The following is a 24,337-nucleotide window of genomic DNA, read 5'->3' as shown; positions in this document are numbered from 1 at the left end:
CGACGGTGCCGATGCCGCGCACTGCCGGGGTGGTCGGAAACGTTCATGGCGTGACGGACCGCTCCAGCGTACGCCAGGGGTTCGTGGGGTTCGGCGCCCGGTGGTCCTGGGGCGGTGGTCCGCGGCTAGGCAGTCCTTGGGTCGGCAGTCCTTGGGTCGGCAGTCCTTGGGTCGGCAGTCCTTGGATCGGCAGTCCCGGGTTCGCCGGTCCCAGAATCGGCAGTCCCAGGACCTGCAGCCCCAGGACCTGCAGCCCCGGGACCGATGACCGCCCGCTCGTCCCCGTACGCCGCCGCCGGCTCAAGCCGCGTCCGTCGTCCGGGGTCAGGCCGCGTACCCCCCGAGCAGTACGCCGAGGAACGCGCCCGCGATGAGGAAGGGGCCGAACGGGATCGAGGACTTGCGGCCCGCCTTGCGCAGTGCGACCAGGCCCACCCCGTACAGCGCTCCGAGCAGGAAGCCGACGAAGACGCCCGTCACCAGGGCGCCCCAGCCGTACCAGCCGAGGACCGCGCCGAGCCCGAGCGCGAGCTTCACATCGCCGAAGCCCATACCGCGCGGGCTGATCAGGAACAGGACGAAGAAGAGGAGGCCCAGCCCGAGCACTCCGTACACCGAGCCGAGGAAGCGGCCACCGTGGTCCGGTAGCAACGCCGCCCCGCCCAGGAGGAGCAGCGATCCGCCCGCGAGCGGCAGCGTCAGCGCGTCCGGCAGCCGCTGTACGCGGAAGTCGACCATCGCGAGCAGGACGAAGACGGGCGCGAGGAGCAGCCAGGCGCCGAGCTCGGGCCGGGCACCGGTGGCGTGAGCCAGCGCCCCGCACACCAGCGCGGTCGCCAACGAGGTCAGCGGGGTGGAGGGCCCGTACGCACCGCCGTCCCGGGCAGGTCCCAGCCAGCCGCGCCCCGGACCGGTGAACCGCCGCCCCCGCGGGGTCCGTTCGTGCCAGTCCTCGCCGGAGGGCACCGCGAGCCGGTACGCGGGCCTCGGCAGCAGAACTCCGGCGGCGGCGCCCCACAGCGCGGCGGCGGGGACCAGCCAGAGGGCGGTGGTCATGGTCGGCCCGCCGTGGCCGGGGCTGCCGCAGTCCGACCCGCCACAGCCCGTCCTGCCCCAGTCCGACCCACCGCCGCCCGCCGCCCCGTGCGCCCGCTCATCCCGCGGACGCCGAGGCGTCGCCCCGCCAGGCCGGGAACAACTCGTCGAGGAGGGCCTCGGTGCGTGGCGGCAGACCGCGGGCGCCGCTCCTGGTGATCAGGTCGGTGGCGAGCGCACGCAGGCGTTCGGTGTCGCCGAGGGAGTGTGTGGCGCGGAGCAGTTCGTGCCACAGGCGCTCGTCGGAGGGGGCCGAGTTGAGGGCGGCGTTCAGTGCCTCGATGGCGCGCTCGGCCCGGTCCTTCTCCAGGTGGAACTCGGCGAGCGCCAGCCCGGTGTCGGCGACCAGGAGCGGCAGTTGCGCGTCGATGATCTCGTGCGTGAGCCAGCCGTACCGGCCACGCGGACGGTCCGGCAGCAACGGCCCGCGGACCAGTACCAGCGCGTCGGTGAGCAGACGGCCCCTGACGGCACGGTTGCCGACACCCCTGCCCTGCGTCGCCTCGTGGTACAGCGAGCGCAGTACGTCCAGGTCGGAGACCACCGACTTGGCGAGTGTGAGCCGCCCGGTGCCGTCGGTGCCCAGCCGCGGCCTGCCGTCCGGGTCGGCGCCGAGCCAGTCGCGCAGCCGCCCGATCAGCGCGTCGCGCACGTCCTCGGTGACGCCGCGCGGCCAGAGCGCGGAGGCCAGCACCCGCGGGTGCACACCCTCGCGGTGCAGCAGAAGCAGTGCGAGCGCCTCGTGCAACTGCGCGCTGCGCTCGTCGTCGGGGCTGTCCAGGCCCATGATCTCGTACGGTCCGACCAGGCGGGCGTAGACCGCGGGCCTGCCCTGCTCGGTGACGTCGACCAGGAACGGCGGGCGTTCGGCGGTGTTGCCGGAGCCGGCCTCCGCCGCCTCGGGGTCCGCGCCGAGGAAGAGGTCCACCACGGCGCGCTGCTGTGCCTGGGGCAGCAGTTGCGCGTCGAGTTCGAGACCGAGCAGCGGCGCGAGCAGCCGTCCCTCGGCGGTGATCTCCATCTCCCAGGCGGCGCCCGGCAGATCACCGGACTCGGTGCCCACGAGGTAGCCGATGCCGAGCCTGCTCGCGTCGGCGGCGAGTTCGGCGAGCTTGACCGCGTCCTCGGCGTCCGGCTCGGCGGCGAGCAGCACCAGGTGCGGAGCCCAACGCGTGTGCTGGGCCGGGCCGGTGCGGCCGGTGAGCACCGAGTCGTGACCGGCGGCGCCGAGCGCGCCGCGCCGCTGCCGGGTCTCGGCCTCCATCGTCTCGATGAGGGCCTCGATGTCCTCCAGGTGCCGCAGCCGGTTCGGCGCGAGCGGCGTGAGGTCCTGGCCGAAGCCGACGAGGGTGATGGTCATCCGGTCCGACCAGCCGTTGGTGGCGAGTTCGGCCGCCACGGAGGCGAAGACGGCGGCCCGGTCCTCGGCGCTGCCGCTCAGCGAGACGATGCCGGGCACGGCCTCCAGGTTGAGCAGCAGCCGCGAGTCGTCCATGGTGCCGAGGCTGACCAGACCGGGGTACGGGGCGGCGGTCTCGGCCTCTTCGTACTGTTCGGCGTCGGACCTCGCCAGCATCCAGAAGGTCTGGTCCTGGCCGAGCTGCCAGGGCGCGGGCGGTTCACCCGCGGGCTGGGCGAGCTGGAGGTGCAGGTCGCCGTTGCTCAGCCAGGCCGCGTAGACCGTGGGCAGCGGGCGGGACTCGGTGGCGAGCGCGGCGGCGAGGCCGCGCAGCGAGTGGTCGAGCAGTCGCACCGACCGCGGGTCGGCGCCGACGAGGAGCGCGTCCTGGGCGTCGGCCGCGTCCCCGGTGGGCGTCGGCGGCTCCATGCCGCGGCCGCGCACCGCGCCCATCGCCGACTGCCACAGCGCGTGCCTGCGCCGGACACCGAGCGCGCCGAGGAGTCCGGCCGCGAGCAGCGGGGCGCCGATCAGTGCCTCCGGCAGCCCGAAGGAGAAGCCGCTGTCCTCGGACGAGGAGGCGCTGGTCTGCGGGGCGCTCGGCAGGTCCGCGTGCTCGAAGCCCGCGTCGCCGGAAGGGCGCTGGGTGGGCAGCGTGATGTCGGTGGTGTCCTGGTCGACGGCACCGCTGCCGCCGCCCTGCTGTCCGCCGCCCTGACCGTGGTCGCCGGTCTTGGAGTAGTCGCTGATCTGCTGCTCGAGCTCGGGCGAGATCTCGGGCGCCTGCTGCGGCATCTCCACGAGTTCGCCGCCGCGGGCGTCACCCGGCATCTCCATGATCCAGCCCGGCCGGATCAGGCTCGCCTGGCTGAGCTTCGAACCGTCGGGCTGCGTACGGTCCTTGTTGAGTTCGTAGATCTCGTGGTACCTGCGGCCGTCGCCGAGGTGGCGCTCCGCTATCTCCCACAGCGAGTCGTGGTGACGGCCCTCGGGCGGCTGGATCCGGTAGAACTTCGTGTCGTCCTTGGCCGTGCTGCCGCCCTCGTTCGCCTGGCCCGCGGCGTTCTGCGCCTGCTCGGCCACCGCGCTCGCGGTCTGTGCCGCGGTCTGCCGCTCCTGCCCGAACAGACCCGGGGTCTGCTGCGCCGAGGCGACCGGCGCCTTGTCCGGTTCCGTCAACTGCTGCCCGAATTGCGACAGCCCGGGCGCGAAGCTCGCCGCCGTCGCCCCGAGCAGCAGGATCGCGGCCACCAACTGCCGCGCCAGCAGCTGGCTCGGCCCGGCACCCGGCACCCGCCCCGGTACGCCGACACCGGAGACGGCCGCCTTGATCTCCACCAGTACACAGGCGGTGAACTGGGCCCAGGCCAGCCAGACGGCCACGGTGAGCACCCCGATGAAGGTGTTGACCGTGATCTCCTGCTGGAGCCAGTCCATCGACGGCGTCCCGCTCGGCAGCGGCCAGCCCACCGCGATCACCAGCGCGCCCGGCACGGCGACCAGCAGCACCACGAGTGCGACGAACGCGAAGAACGCCCGCACGAAGTCCAAGAACGTACGGCTGCGCGGCAGCGACTGCGTACGCGGCTGGTTCGACCGACTGCTCGAGCCTGCCGATCGTGAGGTGGAGCGCGCCATGGCGGAAGTCCCCGTGTGTGGTGTGTGCTGAATCCGGTGTGCGCGGCCCTGCCAGGGGCGAGGACCACGGTGATGGTCGTGGATGGTGGCGGTACTGATCCGTCGAACTCGTTTGAGACTACTGAGATCGTACGGACGGTGTCGAAGCCCGGTCACGGCCTGTGGATAACTTGGTTCGGCTTGCCGCGAGCTGCCGCGAATACCGCCTTTTTCACCAGGTGAACCGACTTGGCGACGATTTGCCAGGGGCCGGGCGGGGCCGGGAGGGGCCAGGAGAGGCGACGACGAATTGAGGACACCCGCGAGAAGGGGCGGCGGGGACAAAGGAGGTAACGCCTGCGGTCACCCTCCAGGACCCTGCGGCGCGAGCGGGCGGCGCATCCTCCACGCCGCCCGCCCCGAACGTTCCACCAGCGACTACTTCGGATTCAGAGTCGCCGGACTCGGCTTTCCCTCAACGGACTCGGCTTCACCGTCGACGGACTCAGCCGTGAGCCCTACTGACTCCGCTGACCAAGAATGCAGAACTCGTTCCCCTCGGGGTCTGCCAGAACGACCCACGACTGATCACCCTGGCCGATGTCGACACGCTTCGCGCCGTGGGCCACCAGACGAGCCACCTCGGCGTCCTGGTCGTCGGGCCTGAAGTCGAGATGCAGACGGCTCTTGGCCTTCTTGACCTCGTCGATCTTGACGAAGTCCAGCCCCGGCGTACGATCCGGCGCCGGGCGGATCTCGAACTCCTCGTCATCGGCGTGGACGACAACCCAGCCGAGAGCCTCCGCCCACCAAGTTCCCAAGGCCACCGGGTCCGCCGAGTGAACGATTACTTGTTCCCATTCCAAGGTCATCCGGAGAGCTTAGACCGGCCGGAGCTTCGGACGACAGGCACTTTGACCTCGCCCGTCGGGCCCGCGCCCAAGCGCCCCTCACCCACCCAGGGCGCTCCACATCGGGGCCAGCGACCAACTCCCGCACCGTCACGACCAGTTGGAGCCCCAGGCCGCCCTCACCCACCCACACCGGCCATTCCTCCCCTCCATGACCCTCTCCATGGTCCTCATTCGGCCCCGTGTTCGTATCGGCCTTCGGCGCGGCACGCCCGTACCGGATCCTGAAGATCAACCGACCTGTCGGAGCAGGCCGTTGCCGCGTCGAGCAAGCCGCTGCACAAGAGGGACCGAGCAGCGCGGACCGAGCACGGCGGACCAAGCAGGCCGAAGTACACGAGGAAGACCCGAAGAGAAGAAGGGATGGGCATGGGCTCGTTGACGGGAAAGACCGCGCTGGTGACCGGCGGCAGCAGGGGCATCGGACGGGCGGCGGCCGAACGGCTGGCGAAGGAGGGCGCGTTGGTCGCCGTGCACTACGGGCGGAACGAGGCCGCCGCCGAGGAGGTGGTGAAGGCCATACGTGCCGAAGGCGGGGCGGCCTTCGCGGTGAAGGCCGAGCTTGGAGTGCACGGGGACGCGGAGACCCTCTGGTCGGAGTTCGACCGGCAGGCACTCGACCACGGCGCCGCCGCCGGGCTCGACATTCTGGTCAACAACGCCGGTGTGGCCCCGCGCGCAAGCATCGAGGAGACCACGCGGGAGGTGTTCGACGAGGTCTTCGCGGTCAACGTCCGTGCCCCGTTCTTCCTCACCCAGCAGGGCCTGAAGCGACTGCGCGACGGCGGCCGGATCATCAACGTCTCGTCCGGTACGGCACGTATCGCGGTGCCCGACGCCCTCGCGTACAGCATGACCAAGGGCGCCGTGGAGATCCTCACCCGCACTCTCGCGCAGGCCGTCGGCAGCCGCGGCATCACCGTGAACGCCGTGTCCCCGGGGATCACCGACACCGACATGACCGCGGGCATGCTGCACGGCGACCCCGCGGGCGCGCGGATGGCGGCGGATATGTCGGCCCTCGGCCGCGTCGGACAGCCCGGCGACGTGGCCGACGTCATCGCGTTCCTGGCGTCCGACGCGTCGCGGTGGGTAACGGGCCAGGTCGTGGACGCGAGTGGAGGGTCGCGGCTCTGATCCGGAACCCGCCGCGCACCACCCTCTGATCCGGAACCCGCCACGCTCCACCGTGGGCGTCTCCCCGTAGCGGCTCATTCGGCACCCTCGCCGTCGTCGCGAGTCTCGTTCCTACGGCAAGGGTCGGCCGCCAACGCCCGGTCCCGGCCGCCCCGTTGCTCCTCAGACCTCCCGCAACACCGCCAGCGCGAACGCGAGCCGCTGGTCCAGCCACGGTGCGCGCACCAGGTAGGCGCGGTAACCCCCGCGGGCCTGCGAGGTCATGGCCACCTTGCCGTCGGCGACCCAGGTGACGGGTTTGCGCGAGGCGGTGGGCTGGTCGCCGTCCTCCGCGCCGAGGCCGGACAGCGCGCCGAACATGCCGCCGAGGAACGCGCCCGCCGGCTCGCCGGTCGTCTCCTCCACGCTGCCCTTCACCCAGTGGTAGCGCGCCACGACCTCCCCGTACCCGGGCTGGGTCAGCCACCAGCCGTGCTGGACCGTGCGCCGGGCGGCGGGGGTGCGGTGGACGGTGCCCAGTTCGGTGCCGAGTTCGTCGTTGACCCGGAAGCGTTCGCCGCCCGTGCCCGGTACCGGGGTGACCCGGCACAGCAACTCGCCCTCGCCGTCGGCCTCGTGGAGGCGGTAGGCGCGGCTGCCGTCCTCGGCGGGTACGACGAAGACGCCGGGGGCGAAGGTACTGCGCGCGCCCTGCTCCTTGGGCCGGCGTACCGCGAGGCGGCCCTTGACCGGTTTGCTGCCGGGGCCCGCGCCCCGTTCGAGGTCCGTGACCGTGAAGTAGGTCAGGGACTGCCAGTGGACCGGGGCGACGGGCGGCTCCTCGCCCTGACTGCCGAGCATTGCGCGCTCCTTCCCAGAGTGGGTCCGTGCGGCGCTGACGGTCGTCGACCGGGGCGCCGGAATCCGCACGGGACTCCTGGGTACCGGAAACCCGGTCCCCGGCGCCCGGAGCGGCTCGGGTTCCGGCCAATCGGCGCTACCCGCAGCCGTGTTGACGGTGGAGGCCGCCGCCGGTGCCCTCGTCGGGACCGGGGCTCGTCCGGCCGATCACGGCCGAGTCGGGGCCGGACCGAGGCGAGGGCCGGCCAGTACCCCTAATCGTGTTGACCGCCCCGGCAGGCAGTGCTGGAGTCGGCACATGGAGAGCATCCCCGCCAACCGGCGGCTCTGGAACCGGATCAGCAGCGCCTACCAGCACGAGCACGACCCGCAGATCGGCGCCGCACCCCGGCTGTGGGGCATGTACTCCCTCCCCGACGCGCACCTGCACGCCCTGGGCGATGTCACCGGCAAGCGCGTCCTCGAACTCGGCTGCGGCGCCGGCCAGTGGTCCAGGGCGCTCGCCGCCGAGGGCGCCACCGTGGTCGGGCTCGACCTGTCCGAAGCCCAACTCGCCGCAGCGGCCCGCGCGATGGGAGCGGCCCGCTACCCGCTGGTGCAAGGTGCCGCCGAACAACTCCCCTTCGCCGCCGACAGCTTCGACCTGGTGTTCTGCGACTTCGGTGGGCTCAGCTGGGCGCCCCCGCACCTGGCCGTCCCGCAGGCCGCACGCGTCCTGGCCCGAGGCGGGCGCCTGGTGTTCAACGTCGCCAGCCCATGGTTCGAAGCGTGCTACGACGAAGCCGCCGACCGCGTGACCACGACGCTGCAGCAGGACTACTTCGGCCTGAACACCATCGCCGAAGGCAACGGCGCGACCAGCTATCAGCTCACCTACGGCGACTGGGTCAAGGTCCTGCGCGGCGCGGGTCTCCTCATCGACGACCTCATCGAACCGCGGCCCGAACTCGGAACACCCAACGGCTACAACGAAACCGACCCACCCGACTGGGCACACCGCTGGCCGGCGGAACTGCTCTGGGTAACCCACAAACCGTAAGTTCCGCCGGGCCTGCCCAGACCCTGTCCGGCTGATACGCACGGTCACCCGATCCGCCGGGCATGCCTAGTGCCTGGGGCCTCTCGCTGGAGGCCCTAACCGACCTGGTTCTCCGCCACGGCCCGGCCCTTCACGGTGATCGCGCCGCCGTAGAACAGACCGGTGAACACCGGGTCGTAGGTGAGCTGGACCTCGACCTCGACCTGGTCGGCATTGGCCGTGACGCAGTGGCTCGCGGCGATGTCGGCGGCGGTCATGCCCATCTCGCGGCCGAAGGCCTTCACCCGGGCGCCGCAGTTCTGGTAGTTGATGGGTGCCTCGTTGCCCCCGCAGTTCTGGTAGAGGCACTCGCGGTCGATGTCCTGGGCGGCGTAACGGGCGGCCTGTTCGGCGATGTCGGCGGCGCGTTCGCGCTTGGAGATGGACAGGCCGCCGTCGATGACGAACGCGGCCAGGGTCAGGAAGACGAGGGCGAAGATGATGACGGCTCCGGCGCCGCTGCCCCGGTCGTCCAGCCGGTCCGTACGCGCGGCCAGCCAGCCGCGTACGACGGACCGGACCGTACGCGGAGCCGAGCGGCGGGACGTACGTCCGGCCGTATGTGCCGCTCCCTCTGCCGCCGGGCGCCCCGGCCCGCCGCCGTTCACTCGACCCTCTTGAAGGGGTCGAGCGGCGAGCTGAAGCTGGCCTTCAGGGTGGTGGGGACATTCAGGCCGAGCATCCCAAGTCCTCTTACTTCACAGCTCACTTCGACGGTGAACAGGGTGTCGTTCTCGAAGCCGACGCTGGTCTGCCGTACCGTCACCGGGCCCGAACAGACGTCCTCCAGATCGGCCTTGGCCGCTTTGCGTGCCTCGGCGAGCGCGGTGGCGTGGTCCTTCTGGATGGAGCCCGCGCGTGCCGCGTCACGGGCGGCACCGTCCAAGGCGCCCCGGCCGTCGACGAGTTGGCCGAAGGCGACGAGTACGAGGATGAACAGGATCATCACCGGGGCGAGGATGACGACCTCGACGGTGGACAGGCCCGCGTCGCCGCCGCGCGCCCGCCGCGCCAGCGCGCGCCGTCGCGCCCCGAAGGACACGCGCAGCGCCGCACCACCCGCCCGGGCACTGCCGAACTCCCGTACCCCCGCCATCAGTTGTCCTCCACGAACCGCTCCACCGGGCCGCTCGACTGGGCGTGCACGGTGAGGTCGAGACCGGGGAACACGGAGGGGATCTTGGCGGTGATCTCGACGCCGACGGTGTTCTGCTCCGGCTGGAGCATGTCGACGTCCGGGCCGAGGACGAGCTTCGGGCCGAGCTGCTCGATGTAGTCGTCGACCACCTCGCGGGCCTTGCCGCGCCAGGCGCCGGGCTCCGCGTCGGCCGTGGCGCGTGCCTTGCGGGCGCCCGCCTGGGCGGCGGCCTGGGCGATGTGGTCGGCGAACAGATACAGCGCGAACTGGACCGTCGCGAAGATCATGAAGAACAGGATCGGCGTGAGCAGCACGAACTCGATCGCGCTCATACCGGAGTCGCCGTGGGTGGAGGCAGCCTCCACCCTCCGACGAACCCATCTGCGCACGCGCGACACCCGTTACTCGCTCTCGTCCTTCGGCCCGGCGTTCACCGGCCCGGTCCTCCTGCTTCCGCTCCGTACCGCTTCGGCTTCGTACCGCCTCGGTACCGCCTCGGCTTCGTACCGCCTCGGTACCGCCTCGGCTTCGTAGCGTCCCGGCCCGGTACCGCTTCGGCCCCGTACCGTTCTCGCGGCCGGTCAGCAGGTCTTGCTGGCGTCCGCGCCCTCGATGCAGTCGCCGACCTTGTCCGCGCCGCCCTTGAGGGCTTCGTTGATGATCGCGGCGACGACGCCGACGATGGCGACGACGACGGCCGAGATGATCACCCACTCGACGGCGGAGGCACCACGGTCGAGCTCGCCCGAACGCGCCCGCTCGACACGGGTCTTCAGGAAGGTGATCAGGAAGTCCACAGCGGGGTGGCTGAATCGCGGTCCGTTCATGGCTTACTCGTTCCTCTCAGTGCTCTGTGGTTCAGTTGCCCGAACTTGGCGGTTTCCGCCGGTACTTGTCGGTGCATGCCGCTACTTGTGCTGTTCTGCCGCGCTGTTGCCGCTGTTTGTCGCTCCTCGGGTACCACACCCATGGTGCGCCACGCGGTTGCGGCCGCCGGCTGCCGTATCAGACCTGGAACACACGCATCGCCGCCGGGAAGATCAGGAAGACAAGGAAGCCCGCGCACAGCAGCAGCTGCGCGACGAGCATGGACTGCGACTTCTCGCCCGCGCTGCCCTCGATCTCGGCGAGTTCGCGGTGCCGCATCGTCTCCGCGCGGGAGGCGAGCGACTCGCGGACCTTGGCGCCGTCGTCGGCGACCAGGGCGAGCGAGGCGGAGAGGTCCTTCAGCTCCTCCACGCCCAGTTCCTCACCGAGCTGGCCGAGCGCCTGCCACTGGCTGATGCCGGTGATCCGGGCGTCGGCGAGCGCGTTGCGGATGCGCTGGGTGGCCCAGCCGTCGGAGATCTCCGCCGCCGCCATCAGCGCCTCGGGCAGACCGCGCCCGCCGGCCAGGCTCATCGAGACCAGGTCGAGATAGGCGCCGATGACCCGGCGCAGGTCGCGGCGCTTGTCGGCGGCGTCGCGGCGTACCTCCAGGTCCGGCAGGAAGAAGAAGAGCGCGGCGAACATCAGCGCCAGCCAGACCGGGATGATCGGGCTGCTGCCGAAGCCGAGGGTCCACACGACGGCGAACATGAACGGCCCGAAGAACACACCGGCCGCCGCCAGCAGCACCTTCGTGGCCAGGAACTTCTCCCAGCCACGGTCGAGTACGGCCAGGTCGGCGCGGAGCGAGCGCTGCTCCCAGCCCTGCTGGAGGTAGAACTCCGCGACCCGCTGCCCGACACTGGAACGCACCCCGGCAAGCCGCCCGGACTCCTGCTCCCGGCCGCGCGAGGACTCCAGCGAGGCGCCGCGCGCCCGCATCGCGTCGATCCGTGCGACGGTCGCCACCGCACTGCGCTTGGACGGCATCAACGCCCGTACGAGGGCGAAGATGCCGAGGCCGAGCACGGCACCGACGATCACCGGCATGGTCAGGTTCATCGGCGGGCCCCCTCGTCATGGCTGGGCAGAGTCTGGGCCTGGCCCTGCTGCGGCGGCGGACCGGCCGGCGCGCCCGCTCGCGGCCGTACGAACTGCACGCCGGGCTCGTCGTGCACCAGGAAGCGCTCCGGGGTGTCGATGGTCGACAGCTTGCGCAGCCACCAGAAGCCGAGCGCGAACAGGCCGCAGACGCAGGCGAGTACGAGCTGCCCGACCGCCGTGCCGTACGGCGAGACGAACTCCCGGTTGAAGATGGACAGGCCGAGCACGAAGGCGATCGAGACGGCGACGACGATCTGCACCGAGCGCCGGGTGGAGGCACGCTGGGCCATCACGCGCTGGCGCATGTCGACCTCCTCGCGCGCCGACTTGGCGAGCGCGCCGAGGACCTGTCGCAGACCGGGGCCGCGCAGCTTGGCGTTGAGGATCAGGGCGGCGACGATGATGTCGGCGGAGGCGTCGTCGATCTCGTCGGCGAGGGTCTGGAGCGCGTCGGGCAGCGGCGTACGGGCACGCAGCCGGTCCACCAGGGCGTCCAGGTGCGGGCGCAGCACCGGCGCGGCGGCGCGGGCGGAGGCGGGGATGGCCTGTTCCAGGCCGACGGCTCCGGCGATGGTGTCGCGCAGCGACTCGGTCCAGGCGGCCAGCGCCTCGACCCGGCGCATCGCGGCGCGCTCCTCGGCGGCGCCGCCGAACAGCTTGTCCCAGAAGAAGACCAGCACTCCGGCCGCGATACCGGCGACCGCCCAGCGGGTGAGCAGCAGTACCACCAGGCCCGCACCACCGGCCATCGAGCCGCGCTGACCGGCGAACCGCAGGAGCTCACCGGCCCGTTCACCGGACTTCGCCTTCTCGTGCGCGGGCTTCGCGGGCAGTCCGCGCACCGCGATCAGCAGCAGCGCGAGCCCGCCGCCGACCGCGACACCGCAGCCCAGCGAGTACAGGACCGTGGTGGAGAACAGTCCCCCCATGGAGCCCAGCGAGTCGAGGCTCCCGGCCGCGGTACCCGGGACGCCACTCGTGTCCGTCATCGTGCTCACCCCCAGTTCCCGGTGGGCCGGTAGCCGAAGGCAGCGAGTTCCTCCAGGCAGGATATGGGCGCGTGCGGGACGATCTGCCCGCCCGGCGCCTCGGCGAAGACCTCGCTGGACAGCACCCGGCCGTCGACGCCGTTGACCTCGCGGACCGAGGTCACCATGCGCTGAAGACGCCCGCCGCTCTGGTAGTTGTTGCGCCGCTGGATGAACACGACGAAGTTCACCGCGCCCGCCACCAGCATCTGGCTCGCCTCGATGGGCAGCCGCTCGGTGGCCTGGAGCGCGTAGGTGGAAATACGGTTGAACACCTCGCTGGAGCTGTTCGCGTGGATCGTCGACAGCGAGCCGTCGTTGCCCTGCGACATGGCGTTCAGCATGGTGACGATCTCGTCGCCGAGCACCTCACCGACGATGACCCGCGAGGGGTTCATACGCAGTGACCGCCGCACCAGCTCCGCCATCGAAATGGTGCCCTGCCCCTCGGAGTTGGGCAGCCGTTCCTCGAACGCGACGACGTTCGGGTGCAGATCGGTGAAGGTGTCGAGGCCGAGCTCCAGGGCGCGTTCGACGGTGATCAGACGCTCGTGCGGCGGGATCTCGTTGGCGAGCGCCCGCAGCAGGGTGGTCTTTCCGGCGTTGGTGGCCCCGGCGATCATGATGTTCTTACGGGCCCGTACCGCGCAGGCCAGGAAGTGCGCGACCTCCGGGGTGAGCGTGCCGTTGCCCACCAGGTCGGACATGAAGACCTTGCCCATCCGGGCACGCCGGATCGACAGCGCGGGCCTGCGCGTCACGTCCATCACGGCGGACAGTCGCGAACCGTCCGGCAGCCGCAGGTCGAGCTGCGGGTTCGCGGAGTCGAAGGGACGCGAGGACAGACCCGAGTACGCACCGAGGATCTGGATCAGCTCGATGAGCTCCTCGTCGGACTCGGCGACCGGCTCGCCCGTGACCTCACGGCCGTCCGCGTAGCCGACGAAGACCTGGTCGCACCCGTTGATGTCGATGTTCTCGACCTCGGCGTCGTCGAGCAGCGGCTGAAGGCGGCCCACCCCGAACAGCGCCGCGTGCACGGCGGCCGCGTACTGCTCCTCGGTCTCCGCGTCCAGCGGCGTACGGCCCGCGCTGATCTCGGCGCGCGCGTACTCCTCCAGGATCTGCGCGATCACCGCCCGCGCGTACTGCCGTTCGTCCTCGCCGGACATCGGCGTGACACCGGACACCTGGTCCAGGCGGCGCTGCTCGGCGATACGGTCACCGGCGTCCTGCCGGAACCGCTTCACCAGTTGATGGTCGACGGAACTCATCGCCCGGCTCCCGCGGCCGGCGTCTGCCAGGCGGTGCCGTACTGCTGGTAGAGGTCCACGGTCACCTTGCGCGCCGAGCGGATCAGCAGCGACTTGTCGAGCCGTCCGCGCTTGCGCCCGGCCAACTGCTCGGCGCCGGACGGGTCGTGGGCCAGCGTGCCGAAGACGCGGGCGCCGGTCTGCGCGGCCATGAGCATCTCGTTGACCTGGTGCACCATCTTGGGCGCGTCACCGGTGTCGCAGATCAGGACGACCCCGATCAGCGGCGTCGCGAGCGAGGCGGCGCCCCGCGGCCCGCCGTGCAGCTTCGCGGACAGCGCGGCCGCCCGGTCCCGCACCCGCGCCAGCGACTCCGGCTCGGCCCGCGCCACCAGGAGCAGCAGCGCCGCCTGCGGGAACATCTCCATCACCGGGGTGTCCCCGCTGATACGTCCGCAGTCCGCGATGACGTCCGCGGGCGCGTGCGGCGAGTCGGCGAGCGAGGCGAAGGCCCGCCCGAGCGTCGGCCACAGACCGGCGAGCCCGGCCGCCTGCTCGGCGATCCCGAGCCCGACGAGCACTTCCAGTCCACCGCTCAACGGCTGTGTGTGGTCCCAGAGTTGATCCGGTACGAGGCCCCTGCGCGCGGTCGCCGCTATGGACAGCATCCCGGTGTTGGGGTTCAGCGGCCCGCCGTGCGCGGCCGCGCTGCGGTAGACCAGGTCGCCGCCCGCCGGGTCCGTCTCGGCGAGCAGCACCCGCCGCGGCCAGACGGCGGCGAGGGCGACGGCCGCGGTGGTGACGCCGGGCGAACCCTTGTCGGCGGCAAGAGCGATGAGCGCCATGTGTGTGACCCGCGCCTCAGCTGTTCGGGACGCGCACCAGCGCGACCTCGCCCGCGGACGCGGCGGAGGCCAGGGCTGCCGCGTCGTCGGAGTTGACGATGAGGTTCAGGGTGAGCTTGCCGCTGGAGATCTGGCCGCTGTCCTTCTGGGCCAGCGACTCCACCCGGGCGTCGGGCACGATCGGGGAGCCCCCCGCGCCGGGCGCGGCGTCGTCCTTGTCGTCGGTGTTGCCGCTGCTCGGGTTCTTGGTGACCTGGTAGGCGGCCACGACATCCCCCGACTTCAGCCCGGCCGGATACTGGCCCTCGTCCAAGGCGAGACCGACGGAGGACTTCCCGGCGGGCAGCCCGCTCTCCTCACCGAACAGCTCACCCACGGCCAGCACTCCCTCCGGAATGGAGTGCCGGGCCTTCAGCTTCTTCAGGCTGCTGAGCTGCGACCACTTCACGTAGTGGATGCTGTCGTCCTTGGCGACCATCACCGAGGTCACCTTGTCGTCGGTGACCGACTCCCCCGCCTCGACAGGCTGGGTGATCTTGACGACCTCGACCCGGTCACCGGCCTGCAGCACGAGCACCGTCGCGCCGAGCGCGCCGACGAGGATGAGCAGCACGGCGAGTGCGGCAAGCGCCGGTTTGCGCTCGCGAGGCGCGGTGGGAAGCCGCTCCCCCATGGTCGGCTGAGCCGGTGCGTTGGAGCGGTGGTTACCCGCCCCCGCGCGCTCCTGGATCTTCACGCAAAGCTCCCCGCACACCCAAGACGAATTCGGTCAACTCGTGCAACTCGCACACCTCGTACGAGAAACACACTCTCCGCGACACTCGGCACACCGGCGACGTTCCGAACTCTCGTGACCCGTCCGGTCCTTGGGGGCAACCCCCGTCGAGCGTCAAGCCTCCGCACCGTATCAGCAGCCCATAGGCCCCTCAAGGCGCGGCCACGGAGGCATCCGAGCCCCCTCGAATCCTCCCCGAACCCACACCTGAACGCCTTGCGCCCATCCATGTGCACGCTGTTTACGGGGCAGTTGGTTCCACGGCGACGGAACGGCTCCGGAACGCGAGCACCGAGGCCACGGATACGCGGCTGCGAACCGGCTGCGAAGCGTTGCGGAAATGACATCGGAACTCCGGACAACCCCTCAGGTTGGGGGCAACGTCCACGGTCAGAGGCCACGGAGAACCACCCCGACGTGTGCGACAAGTGCGCGGAACGACACAGTCAGTGGCGGAACGTGACGGGGTCGGGCTAGCGTCTTTGCGCTGTGAGGCCAGCACCGAGCACCTTCGACACTCGACCCCGCCCAGACCTTCGCCACCACCGGGAGACCACCGTGATTCGCCGAAACCTGCCAGCTGCCATTGTCCTCACCATCAGCGCAGCGCTGACGCTGACAGCGTGCGGAGGCGGCGACGACTCCAAGGACAGTGACGAGATCGTCGGCGCTGACAAGCAAAGCCCGGCTGCGGGAAGCAGCCCGAGCCCCTCCAAGGAAAGCGGCTCGCAGAACCTTCCCGACTTCAAGCTCCCGAAGGACATCAAGGTTGAGATCGAGCCGGTGGAGACCGGCAACGAATTGAAGGACCAGATCCTGCGGGAGCAGGCCGAGAGCCTGATGGCCAGGCAACGCATCCTGGTCGATCGTGACGTCAACTCCGGCTATCTGAACCGGTACTACGAAGGTGAAGCACGCGACTTCTACATCACCTTGATCAAGAAGGCGAAAGCCGAGGGCATGACCATCACTGGCACATATCGCTATTACGACAGGAAGATCACCCAGAACACGAAGGACCGGGCTGTCGTCACGTACTGCGAGGATCAAACGAAGGCGTACTCCAAGGACGTCAAGACCGGCAAGGCACAGAAGACCGAGCCGAGCCCGGAAGACTTCACCCTGAATACCGCCGTCCTGACAAAGACTCCCAACAGCACGTGGGTCGTTCAGTCCCTTACCGGAAAGACCCCTGCCCAGGAGTGCCAGTGACGACCCTCCTGCGCGGTACCCGCACTGTCGTATCCCTCGGCCTCGTGTCACTGGTCCTCTTGTATCCGGCCACCGCGGCCGGGGCAAAGGACGGCTTCCCCCCACCGCCGCCACCGGGAACGGGCGGCGGCGGCTCGTCAGGAAACGGCTCCATCGGGGCACAGGTTGAGTACCAGACGAACTTCACCGGCGGGCCCGGCGCCAGTCAAATGGACACGAGCTCGGGTCCCTGGAAGCCACCGCTGTGCTGGGCCCAGCCGAAGTTCACCCCCGACGAGTACAAGGAGTACAAGAAGAAGACAGCCCCGATCGACCCCTCGACCGGAAAGGTCCTCCCCGGCTGGGACAAAGGAACCGAATTCCATGAGGGCGACGACGGCGCTTGGTGGTTCAACACCTACGCGGTCGATCAGTTGAAGTCAGGGAAGATCGAGTTTCAGGATCTCAAGAAGTGCACCACGATCCCCAATGTCCAGTGGCGAAAAGCCGGTGACCCTCCGCCGGACATGATCTCCCCGCTCGCCCTTGCCGGACTCGCCTTCGCGGAGACGAAGCTTCCGGCTCCAGGCGTGGAACTGAGCCCCACGCCGGACAAACAGGTCGTGAACCTCCCTACGAAGGTGAAGTTCGACGCTCCACTCCCACGCGTCTGGGTGACGGCGACCTTCAACCACTTCGACGTCAACATCGCAGCGACTACGGTCGCCACGCCGGTCTCATTGCAGATCGATGCGGGGACGGACGCCGCCGACCCGCGTTCCTGTACCTACGATCTGGCGAAGTCCAAGACAGGCTTCCAGGTGAACACCCGCGACTCAGGGTGCAACGTGACCTACCGGCGATCCTCAAGGGACGGCGAGTTCCCCTTGCAGGCTCAGGTCAAGTGGAAGGTGACGTGGACGGACTCCGCTGACCCCGACGGCGCCCCTCAGGCACCTGAGCTTCCGCAAGGTGTGTCCACGTTCGAGCAGAACGTCGCCGTCAAGGAAATCCAGTCCATCAACCGCTGACTGAGCGGAGCGAGAGGAAAGGCCCCTTGGCCGCCAAGCAGCCCCGAGGAACCCATATACCAGTGCTGATCAGCCCCAGAGAACGGGCGCACTGGCAGGTGTTGGTCTTCGTCGTACTCGCTCTGCTGTGTCTGGGCTCATCCGCGACGGCAGTGGCGGCTCCAACGGCCCCGGCCGCCACCTCCCCCGCCCCACCCCTCAACACCCAAGCCGCCCACCTCGCCACCCTCCTCCGCAAAAACCCGGTCCACGTAACCGACCAACTCCCCCGCTCGGTACCGCGCTTCACCGCCGAGGAGTTCACGCGCCTGGCCCGCACCACCGGCGTCCCCACCTACGTCCTCGTCCTTCCCGGACAGCGGGACCCGGACGAGCTCCTCAAGGCGGTGCACGAGCACCTGCGCCGCGACGGCGTGTACGTACTCGTCGACGAGTCGGGGGTGGTGGCCGCCAAGGCCTACGGGGTGAAGGTGCCCGCCGAGGACGCGGCGACGGTGGCGCTGTACGACATGCCGGTGGACGCGGGCCCGGTGCACGGGTTCGCCCGGTTCGTCGAGGTCTTGGCCTCAGGAGAGGAGCGCGCCGAGGAAGCGGCGGAGCGGACGTACGAGACGGACCCGCCCGACGGCATGTACATCGGCCCCTCGGACCGCGACAACCAGTCCTTCGCCACCGGCATCGCGCTGTCGGCCGTCGCCGTGGCGATCCTGTTCGGCAGCCCGTACGTACGCAGGTGGTGGCACAACCGTCCGGCCAACCCGCGCCGTTTCCAGCGGTGCCGGCTGTTCCCCAAGCCGCTCGAAGCGTTCGCCGCGATCGTGGTCACGGGTGCTCTCGCGGGCGGCGCGCTCCTTCTCTTCGACGAGAAGCTGACGTCCGCGGCCCCGAACCCGCGCCCCGCCGACATGACGGCGCGCCTGGACCGCGTCACCGCAGGGCTGAAGCAGAGTCCGGTGTACACGGACCCGGAGAGCCCGCAGGTACTCAGCACCGAGCAGCGAGCCCAACTGGTGCGGCATCTCGGTGAGTTCAAGCGGAAGCACGGCGAGGTCTACATCACGCTGGTGCCTCAGGTGCTTGAGGACGAGTCGGAGGGATTCGGCGGCACGTTCTCCGCCGCGTTGCGCCAACGCCTCGGAGTCGAGAAGGCGTTGTTCCTCGTCGCCGACCCCCTCACCGGCGATATCGGCGCGGAGAACCAGGGCTTGGAACTGGACCTGGAGCAGGGCGACGAGGTGTACGGCATTCCGGAGTCCCTGGTCTACCCGGCCGACGACGCCGACGACCGCCCCGGAGGCGACCTCGCCGAGCGCCTCGACAAGGCGCTGACCTACCTGGACGACCTCCCGAAGAGCGAGTACGGCGATACGGGGCCGTACGACTCCGAAGCCTCGGACCCCGCCGAGGGCAAGAAGCTACGGCCCCTGTTCTCCGGGGATTTCGTGCCCGGCCTCTTCATCGGCGCCTTCGGCTCCGCGTTTCTGCTCGGTCTGCTCGCGGCTGTGCTGGGTGTGGTGCGGATCCGCCAACGCCGCAGCGGGCCACCGCGGTTGTCGGCGGGTCTGCGCTACTTCGACGCGCCGCGGCACCCGTCCGCAGCGTGGCTGCGCGGGATGGCCGAGCGCGAAGTCAGGCTGCTGGCAGGCATGTTGACGTATCGGGGACCGGACTTCGCCCCGGACCTGGACCCGTACCCGGAAGTGGCCCCGGAGACGGAGGCGGAGACTCGGGAGCAGGCCCTACGGGCAGCGACGGAGGCCGCCGGATTGCACCTGCGGGCGGCCCTGCGCCACCTAGGCCACCCGGACACCCCGCCGGCCCACGCGCATCGCCTCACCGTCGCCCGCACCGTGACCCCCTCCCAGTCCGCGGCCGCGATCTCCCTCGCCCGACTGGGCCGCGCCGCGCTCACCGGCGTCCCCGTCACCGACGCCTGCGCCATCAACCCCCTGCACGGCCCTTCCCGTGTCCGCCGTGACGTCCGCTTCAACGCCCGTACGGGACAACGCCGTTGGGTTCCCGTCTGCGAGTTCTGCGAGAACTTCGCCCTGGCGGCGCCTCAACTCCTGCCCGAGCAGCATCTGTTGCTTCCGGCGGACGGGGGTGGGGAGGCGGTTCCGTACGAGGAGGTGGTGGGGCCGTTGGCCGTCGTGCCGGAGGGCGGATTCGCGGGCCCTCGAACCCCATCTTCGACCGCTCATATTCCTTCGGTACCCTCGCCGGACCACGCAGGCGTCCCTCGGGGCGACATCGACGGTGACGGAAGAGGAACCGAGCGAAATGAGTGGAAACACTGACGCAGTCGGCGAGTTGCCCGTCAGTCGTGCGGTCCTGATCTCCGATTCCCGGGTCGCCGCGGAAGTGGCACGCATCGGGGAGCGCTGCGGGGTCGACTTCACCGACGACGAGGCCACGCGGGCGCATCTCGCGCGGCGCAGAGCGGCAGTGCGGTCGAAGGAACGCGGCTGGTTCATGTGGACCGCCGGTCTGACGACCATCGCCGGAGTGCTGCTTCTGGCCGGGCTGCCGATGGCCAAGCCCCTTGAAGAGGGCGCCCCGAAATCCGACTTCGTTCCGCTCGTCGCACCCGGTGCCGCGCTCACGGTCCTGGGAATCGCTCTCATCGTCACGGCACGCGGCTTGTGGCGGCGCGAACTCCGGGACCCGGTGCTGGTGGGCTACCGCGAGGTCCTGGCCGTCGCGCGGGCCCACGGTCTGCCGGTGTCGACGGTGCCCGACTGGCTGGTGGGCCGGACGAGTCAGGACAGGACCGAGATCGCACCCGTACCCACGCTGCCGGATGTGCGGCCCCTGTCGGCAGACGCCGCCGCGTCCGCCCCGCAGTCCGGAAGTGCCGCCGCCGCACCGCCGGTTTCCGTACCGGAGAAGTCGTCGGCGGTGCGTGAGTACGAACAGACCGCTGACAGCGGTGGCTGGCAGGGGCAACTCGGGTGCCTGGTCCTGCTCTCGGCGATCCTTCCCGCGGTCTGGGCGAGCAGCGAAGGGGAGCCGGTCGGCTACGCCGGATCCGCCGCACTCCTGGTCATCGCGGCCGTGATCGCGGTCGTCGCCGACCGGGCCAACAGCGCGAAGCAGGAACTCCGCGAGGCCGCGCTGTCGTACGCGCGCGCCGTGTCGGCCGCGCAGCAGGCGGGCGTCCGGGTTCCCCAACTGTCCCCGGAACTGCAGAAGTTGCTGGACGAGGACGAGGCAGAGAAGAGACGCTGAGGCGGCCTGTCGCACCCGCGACAGTCGGGGCCGCGGGCGCGGCCCGCTTCCCATGGACCGTGGGGCCGTATCGGTACCCACGCCCCGCCCTCCCCGAGCCGCCGACGATCAAGGCCGGGGCGAGCGAGCACCAGAACAGCACCATCAGTCGGCTGTGTCGCGCAGTTTCCGCGAGATTCTTGCCGCACAAAAGAATCATCATCGCCGCACAAAGAATCACCAATCACGGCACCATCACTGCATCATCACGGGGGAATACGTGAGTGACAGAACACGAGCAGATCTGGACATGATCAGGGATTGTTCCGATGCTCTGCGCCGTCTCCACGACGAGTTCAAGGAGCACGGGAATCCGGCGGACGGATACAGCGAGGAGTTGGGGAGCGACAAACTCCGCGACATCTTCGACGACTTCTCCGGAACCTGGAAGAAGACGCGCAAAAAGCTGATGAAGGACATCGACAAGCTCGCCAAGTTCACCAAGGGCGCCGCCGACACGTACGACGAGGTCGACAAGAAGCTGGCGGACGCGCTGCGGGACGTGAAGAAGCAGGGCAAGGAGAAGAAGAAGTGAGTCGGCCAAGGGACTGGGAACCGCTGCACGAAGGTGACCCGATACCCGGGGACCCGTACGAGGTGGCGCGGCTCGGCAAGAAGCTGCGCGCCATGGCCGACGAGATCGACAAGCAGTCCCGCAACATCAAGGCCCTTGCCTCGGTGGAGGGTTGGGACAGCGACGCGGGCCGCGCCTTCCACGAGATAGCCGGGAACACCTCCTCCCGCCTCAAGCGCGCCTACGACAGGTACGACGAAGCCGCGCTGGCCATCGGCACCAAGGTGAGCGAGAGCGACAGTGAGTCGAGCGAGTACGCCAGTGAGCTGAACCGCGCCCAGCGGATGGCCGACGCGGCTCTGCGCGAGTACCGCGAACTGGAGCCGGACTACAAGAAGGCCGTCAAGGAGCTCGCCCCGTACGAGAGCGGCAAGAAGGAGACCGGGGACGCGGTCGACCGCACGAAGATCGAGGGCCAGAAGAACCAGGCGCTCTCCCAGATGCGGGAATGTACCAACAAGATCGAGCGCGCCAAGGACATTCGTGATGACGCAGCCAAGGCGGCGGCCAAGAAGATCAAGAACATCATTCATCACGACGGCGTCCGGGACCCGGGCGGCTTTATGAACTGGCTGGCGGACTGGGCGGACACCTTCGCCAATATGTCCGCCATCTTCGCCACGCTCGCGGTCATCTGCGCGTTCGTACCACCCTTGCAGGTACTGGCACCGGTCTTCGCCGCACTGTCCGTCATTTCGAGCGCCGCGGCGCTGGCGGGCCACGCCTACGACATGATCGCGCGCGGCGGCAAGCTGAATCTGCTCAAACTGGGCCTGGATGTCCTTGGCGTTTTCCCGGGACTCGGCGTGATCAAGGGATTCGGTGCCTTGAAGGGCGTCAAGGGGCTCGCCAAGTTCCGCGCGTTCGGCTCGGGCGCGCTCAAGGGCGTGAGCCACAAGTTCTTCAACGGTATCGCCGTGAGCGGGATCAACGGCCTCCTCGGCAAGATGGGCAGGCCCGCGATCGCGGGCGAGAAGATCACGGCGGCGATCAAGGGCGCCGGTTTCGGCAGCGCCATGCACAAGATCTTCAACGGGCAGAACGGGCAACGGACCGGCGACCCGGGCGACAGCTACACGGGCCCCACGCCGACGCCCACTCCGCGCCCTTCCCCCACACCCACTGCTCCCTCCCGTCCCTCGCCCACCCCGCGGGCCTTCCACACGGCGCTGGCGGCCCCGTGACCCCCCACACGAGCAAGGAGCGCCGGTGAGCGCGACCATCCCCGAAGGCGGCACGGCGCCCGGCGCCGTGGCCGCAGACGCACCCGGGCAGACCGACATCGACGCGGGCGCCGTGACCGTCCTGAAGGCCGGAGAGTCCGAGGACGAACTCATCCACGTGCGCTGGGTGATGCCGGACGGGTTCTTCGACCTGCCCATGGAAGCGGACGGCATCGACGACCTGGTCGAGCAGATGATCGCGCTGTCCCAGCGCGTGCTGCCCAAGGCCAGCGAGGAGATGCAGTTCGAGTGGGCCATCATGTGCATGGCCAGCTACGACCTGCTCTACGAAACCGGCGTGCAGTACTCGGGCTTCGTGATGACCGAGGTCGACGAGACGCGCTGCACCGCCCATGTCAACGTCTCCCTGATCGACCTCGACGAGGGAGTGCTGGGCAACCCGGTGGGGTCCATCGCGTTGGCGCTGCGCACCCTGGACATCGGCGAGGTCACCGAATTCCGCCTCCCCTGCGGACCGGCGGTCTCCTGCGTGGGTACCCGGCAGGCGGTCGTCGACAAGGCGATCACCCCGTCGGGGCAGGACGAGCCCTTCTGGACCTCCTTCATCCAGGTACAGATCCCCCTGGCGAACGGCACGGCCCTCGTCATGGAGATGAGCACCCCGACACCGGAGGGCTGGGACGTCTTCTCCCAGATGTTCGCCGGGATCGTGAAGAGCGTCCAGCTCTACGACGTGTCGGAGCGACGGGTGGCGATGCCGGGATGAACGGGATGACCGGATGAACGAGGTGGAAGCGTCGAGTCCCGCCGGGGCGGCCGAAGAGGCGGCCCCGGCGGCGGCTCGGTCGCGCACCGAGCCACCCGAGGACTACCGGCTTCTGGTGCCCCGGGACTGGTTCCGGGTCGACCTCACCGAGGAGCGCTGGCGGGGCGGTCTCAAGAAATTCGTGAACCGGCAGGCAACGCGGAAACGGCTGTCCGCCGAGGCACAGCGCAGCTTGTGGGTATCCCTGCGGAACACCGCCGAAGCGGGCGTCTCGCACGGCGCCCTGGAGTTCTTCCTCAAAGCGGACGGAATCGGCCACAGCACCACTCCCGCGACTCTGCTGATCTCGCTGCTCCCGCTCCCCGGCGACCTGTGGGTCGGCGCCGAGGACTGGGCCGAGGAACTACGGAAGACACGTCGGGGCGAAATCGGCACCACGGACGAACTTCCCGCGGGAAAGGCGGTCCGCATCACGACGAAGTCGAGCCTCGACTACTACGTCGAAATGCCGGGCCGGGTCGGCTACTTGGCGCTCGGCTTCAATGTTCCGGTGAGCGGCGTGGAAAGCCCCATGGGGGAGTTGTGCGAGGCGATCGCCTACTCGTTGCGGTGGGTGTGAGAAGTAACGCCGCTCTCCCGACGACGTGATCCGTGCACGCCCACCACCGCGTACACGGTGACGTCCGGTGCCCGGCCCCCGGGCCGGGCACCAACCGTCAAAGGACCGCGGATCGGTCCTTGGCCCTTGATCAGCCCTTGGCCTGCTTCGCCAGTTCCTCGTCGATCTGCTCGAACTTGTCGGCGGCCATGGTGAGGTAGTCGCCCATGCCGTCGAGGCCGTCGACGGTGTCCTTGGCACCCTTGGTGAATTCCTCGAAGTTGTTGTCGAAGGTCTTCGAGGAGCTCTTGGTCACATAGCCGGACTCGACCAGGTTGGCGATGTACTTGCGCAGGCCGTCGAGCTTTTCGTTGAGCTTTTCCTTCTCCTTCACGACATGCTTGGCCGCATCGCGCATGTCCTGATATGTGATGTCAAGGTCTTTGGCCATGAAGCCGCTCCTAGTCAACTCGCCGCAGGGCCAACCCCCGTGGCTCCCCTTAACGCGTTCGTACTGCGCCTCGACGGCGTGACGACCGCACATGTGAAGGTCACACTACGGCGGCGGTCAGCGCACTCGCATTCCCGGTTCGAAAGCGTTGATGAGCTGTTGCAGAGGGGGTTGCAACCGGGAAGAAA

25 protein-coding genes are annotated in these 24,337 nt (G+C 69.7%); 11 read left to right on the top strand and 14 right to left on the bottom strand.

The genetic code is table 11. The features are described 5' to 3' along the window. Window positions 1-324 precede the first annotated feature (324 nt). The 3 genes from HUT18_RS21040 to HUT18_RS21030 form a co-directional block, all read right to left on the bottom strand. A complete protein-coding gene (locus HUT18_RS21040; RefSeq protein WP_176102140.1) occupies window positions 325-1,056 on the bottom strand; it encodes an A24 family peptidase in 732 nt (243 codons plus the stop codon). A 97-nt stretch (window positions 1,057-1,153) separates the two neighbouring features. Continuing rightward, window positions 1,154-4,132 carry a BTAD domain-containing putative transcriptional regulator gene (locus tag HUT18_RS21035; RefSeq protein WP_176102139.1) on the bottom strand — a complete coding sequence of 993 codons (2,979 nt, stop codon included), beginning with the start codon at window positions 4,130-4,132 and terminating at the stop codon, window positions 1,154-1,156. Between the two features lie 497 nt (window positions 4,133-4,629). Further along, window positions 4,630-4,983 (bottom strand): VOC family protein, encoded by a 354-nt coding sequence (locus tag HUT18_RS21030; RefSeq protein ID WP_176102138.1) that lies wholly within the window; start codon window positions 4,981-4,983, stop codon window positions 4,630-4,632. Window positions 4,984-5,385: 402 nt separating this feature from the next. Here HUT18_RS21030 and HUT18_RS21025 point away from each other — a divergent pair, with 402 nt between their 5' ends. After that, window positions 5,386-6,159: an SDR family oxidoreductase gene (locus HUT18_RS21025; RefSeq protein WP_176102137.1), complete on the top strand. Its 774-nt coding sequence runs from the start codon at window positions 5,386-5,388 to the stop codon at window positions 6,157-6,159. Between the two features lie 162 nt (window positions 6,160-6,321). Here HUT18_RS21025 and HUT18_RS21020 read toward each other — a convergent pair whose 3' ends face one another. Then, a complete protein-coding gene (locus HUT18_RS21020) occupies window positions 6,322-6,999 on the bottom strand; it encodes a hypothetical protein (protein ID WP_176102136.1) in 678 nt (225 codons plus the stop codon). A 298-nt stretch (window positions 7,000-7,297) separates the two neighbouring features. Between HUT18_RS21020 and HUT18_RS21015 the strand changes: the two genes are divergently transcribed. Next, complete coding sequence (locus tag HUT18_RS21015; RefSeq protein WP_176102135.1) at window positions 7,298-8,038, top strand: class I SAM-dependent methyltransferase; 741 nt, start codon at window positions 7,298-7,300, stop codon at window positions 8,036-8,038. A gap of 95 nt (window positions 8,039-8,133) precedes the next feature. Here HUT18_RS21015 and HUT18_RS21010 read toward each other — a convergent pair whose 3' ends face one another. The 3 genes from HUT18_RS21010 to HUT18_RS21000 all read right to left on the bottom strand — a co-directional run bounded on the left by HUT18_RS21010 (window position 8,134) and on the right by HUT18_RS21000 (window position 9,547). Further along, on the bottom strand, window positions 8,134-8,574 hold the full coding sequence (locus HUT18_RS21010) for a Tad domain-containing protein (RefSeq protein WP_176104700.1): 441 nt from the start codon (window positions 8,572-8,574) through the stop codon (window positions 8,134-8,136). Between the two features lie 107 nt (window positions 8,575-8,681). Continuing rightward, the gene (locus HUT18_RS21005) at window positions 8,682-9,173 is read right to left on the bottom strand and encodes a TadE/TadG family type IV pilus assembly protein (protein WP_176102134.1); all 492 of its coding nucleotides are present in this window, start codon (window positions 9,171-9,173) and stop codon (window positions 8,682-8,684) included. Then, window positions 9,173-9,547 carry a TadE family protein gene (locus tag HUT18_RS21000; RefSeq protein ID WP_176102133.1) on the bottom strand — a complete coding sequence of 125 codons (375 nt, stop codon included), beginning with the start codon at window positions 9,545-9,547 and terminating at the stop codon, window positions 9,173-9,175. Before HUT18_RS21000 ends, HUT18_RS21005 begins: the two co-directional genes overlap by 1 nt. Here HUT18_RS21000 and HUT18_RS20995 point away from each other — a divergent pair. Further along, window positions 9,519-9,749, top strand: a complete 231-nt coding sequence (locus HUT18_RS20995) for a hypothetical protein (protein ID WP_176102132.1) — start codon at window positions 9,519-9,521, stop codon at window positions 9,747-9,749. The genes HUT18_RS21000 and HUT18_RS20995 overlap by 29 nt on opposite strands. 47 nt (window positions 9,750-9,796) lie before the next feature. On the opposite strand, the gene HUT18_RS20990 is transcribed toward HUT18_RS20995, so the two are convergent. The 6 genes from HUT18_RS20990 to HUT18_RS20965 form a co-directional block, all read right to left on the bottom strand. After that, window positions 9,797-10,042 (bottom strand): hypothetical protein, encoded by a 246-nt coding sequence (locus HUT18_RS20990; RefSeq protein ID WP_176102131.1) that lies wholly within the window; start codon window positions 10,040-10,042, stop codon window positions 9,797-9,799. A gap of 178 nt (window positions 10,043-10,220) precedes the next feature. Continuing rightward, on the bottom strand, window positions 10,221-11,144 hold the full coding sequence (locus HUT18_RS20985; RefSeq protein WP_176102130.1) for a type II secretion system F family protein: 924 nt from the start codon (window positions 11,142-11,144) through the stop codon (window positions 10,221-10,223). After that, on the bottom strand, window positions 11,141-12,175 hold the full coding sequence (locus HUT18_RS20980) for a type II secretion system F family protein (protein ID WP_254878734.1): 1,035 nt from the start codon (window positions 12,173-12,175) through the stop codon (window positions 11,141-11,143). Before HUT18_RS20980 ends, HUT18_RS20985 begins: the two co-directional genes overlap by 4 nt. 5 nt (window positions 12,176-12,180) lie before the next feature. Beyond that, window positions 12,181-13,488, bottom strand: a complete 1,308-nt coding sequence (locus HUT18_RS20975; protein WP_176102129.1) for a CpaF family protein — start codon at window positions 13,486-13,488, stop codon at window positions 12,181-12,183. Beyond that, the gene (locus HUT18_RS20970) at window positions 13,485-14,312 is read right to left on the bottom strand and encodes a hypothetical protein (RefSeq protein WP_176102128.1); all 828 of its coding nucleotides are present in this window, start codon (window positions 14,310-14,312) and stop codon (window positions 13,485-13,487) included. Before HUT18_RS20970 ends, HUT18_RS20975 begins: the two co-directional genes overlap by 4 nt. A 16-nt stretch (window positions 14,313-14,328) precedes the next feature. After that, a complete protein-coding gene (locus HUT18_RS20965; RefSeq protein WP_176102127.1) occupies window positions 14,329-15,048 on the bottom strand; it encodes a hypothetical protein in 720 nt (239 codons plus the stop codon). A gap of 597 nt (window positions 15,049-15,645) precedes the next feature. Here HUT18_RS20965 and HUT18_RS20960 point away from each other — a divergent pair. The 8 genes from HUT18_RS20960 (at window position 15,646) to HUT18_RS20925 (ending at window position 23,719) form a co-directional block, all read left to right on the top strand. Then, complete coding sequence (locus HUT18_RS20960) at window positions 15,646-16,299, top strand: hypothetical protein (RefSeq protein ID WP_176102126.1); 654 nt, start codon at window positions 15,646-15,648, stop codon at window positions 16,297-16,299. Further along, complete coding sequence (locus HUT18_RS20955) at window positions 16,296-17,309, top strand: hypothetical protein (protein ID WP_176102125.1); 1,014 nt, start codon at window positions 16,296-16,298, stop codon at window positions 17,307-17,309. The genes HUT18_RS20960 and HUT18_RS20955 overlap by 4 nt, the downstream gene beginning before the upstream one ends. A 62-nt stretch (window positions 17,310-17,371) precedes the next feature. After that, window positions 17,372-19,606 (top strand): hypothetical protein, encoded by a 2,235-nt coding sequence (locus HUT18_RS20950; protein ID WP_176102124.1) that lies wholly within the window; start codon window positions 17,372-17,374, stop codon window positions 19,604-19,606. Beyond that, entirely contained in the window at window positions 19,590-20,537 is a 948-nt protein-coding gene (locus HUT18_RS20945; protein WP_176102123.1) for a hypothetical protein, read from the top strand. The genes HUT18_RS20950 and HUT18_RS20945 overlap by 17 nt, the downstream gene beginning before the upstream one ends. A gap of 259 nt (window positions 20,538-20,796) precedes the next feature. After that, window positions 20,797-21,111 (top strand): hypothetical protein, encoded by a 315-nt coding sequence (locus tag HUT18_RS20940; RefSeq protein WP_176102122.1) that lies wholly within the window; start codon window positions 20,797-20,799, stop codon window positions 21,109-21,111. Continuing rightward, window positions 21,108-22,334: a putative T7SS-secreted protein gene (locus tag HUT18_RS20935; RefSeq protein WP_176102121.1), complete on the top strand. Its 1,227-nt coding sequence runs from the start codon at window positions 21,108-21,110 to the stop codon at window positions 22,332-22,334. The genes HUT18_RS20940 and HUT18_RS20935 overlap by 4 nt, the downstream gene beginning before the upstream one ends. 25 nt (window positions 22,335-22,359) lie before the next feature. Then, the gene (locus tag HUT18_RS20930) at window positions 22,360-23,100 is read left to right on the top strand and encodes a hypothetical protein (protein ID WP_254878733.1); all 741 of its coding nucleotides are present in this window, start codon (window positions 22,360-22,362) and stop codon (window positions 23,098-23,100) included. 13 nt (window positions 23,101-23,113) lie between these two features. Continuing rightward, complete coding sequence (locus HUT18_RS20925; protein ID WP_254878732.1) at window positions 23,114-23,719, top strand: hypothetical protein; 606 nt, start codon at window positions 23,114-23,116, stop codon at window positions 23,717-23,719. A gap of 130 nt (window positions 23,720-23,849) precedes the next feature. Here HUT18_RS20925 and HUT18_RS20920 read toward each other — a convergent pair whose 3' ends face one another. Further along, a complete protein-coding gene (locus HUT18_RS20920; RefSeq protein WP_176102120.1) occupies window positions 23,850-24,149 on the bottom strand; it encodes a WXG100 family type VII secretion target in 300 nt (99 codons plus the stop codon). Between the last annotated feature and the right edge of the window lie 188 nt (window positions 24,150-24,337).

The organism is Streptomyces sp. NA04227 (assembly GCF_013364195.1).
Lineage (GTDB): Bacteria > Actinomycetota > Actinomycetes > Streptomycetales > Streptomycetaceae > Streptomyces.
The sequence above is the reverse complement of the archived record's forward strand: the minus strand, read 5'-3'. Positions and strand labels throughout refer to the sequence as shown.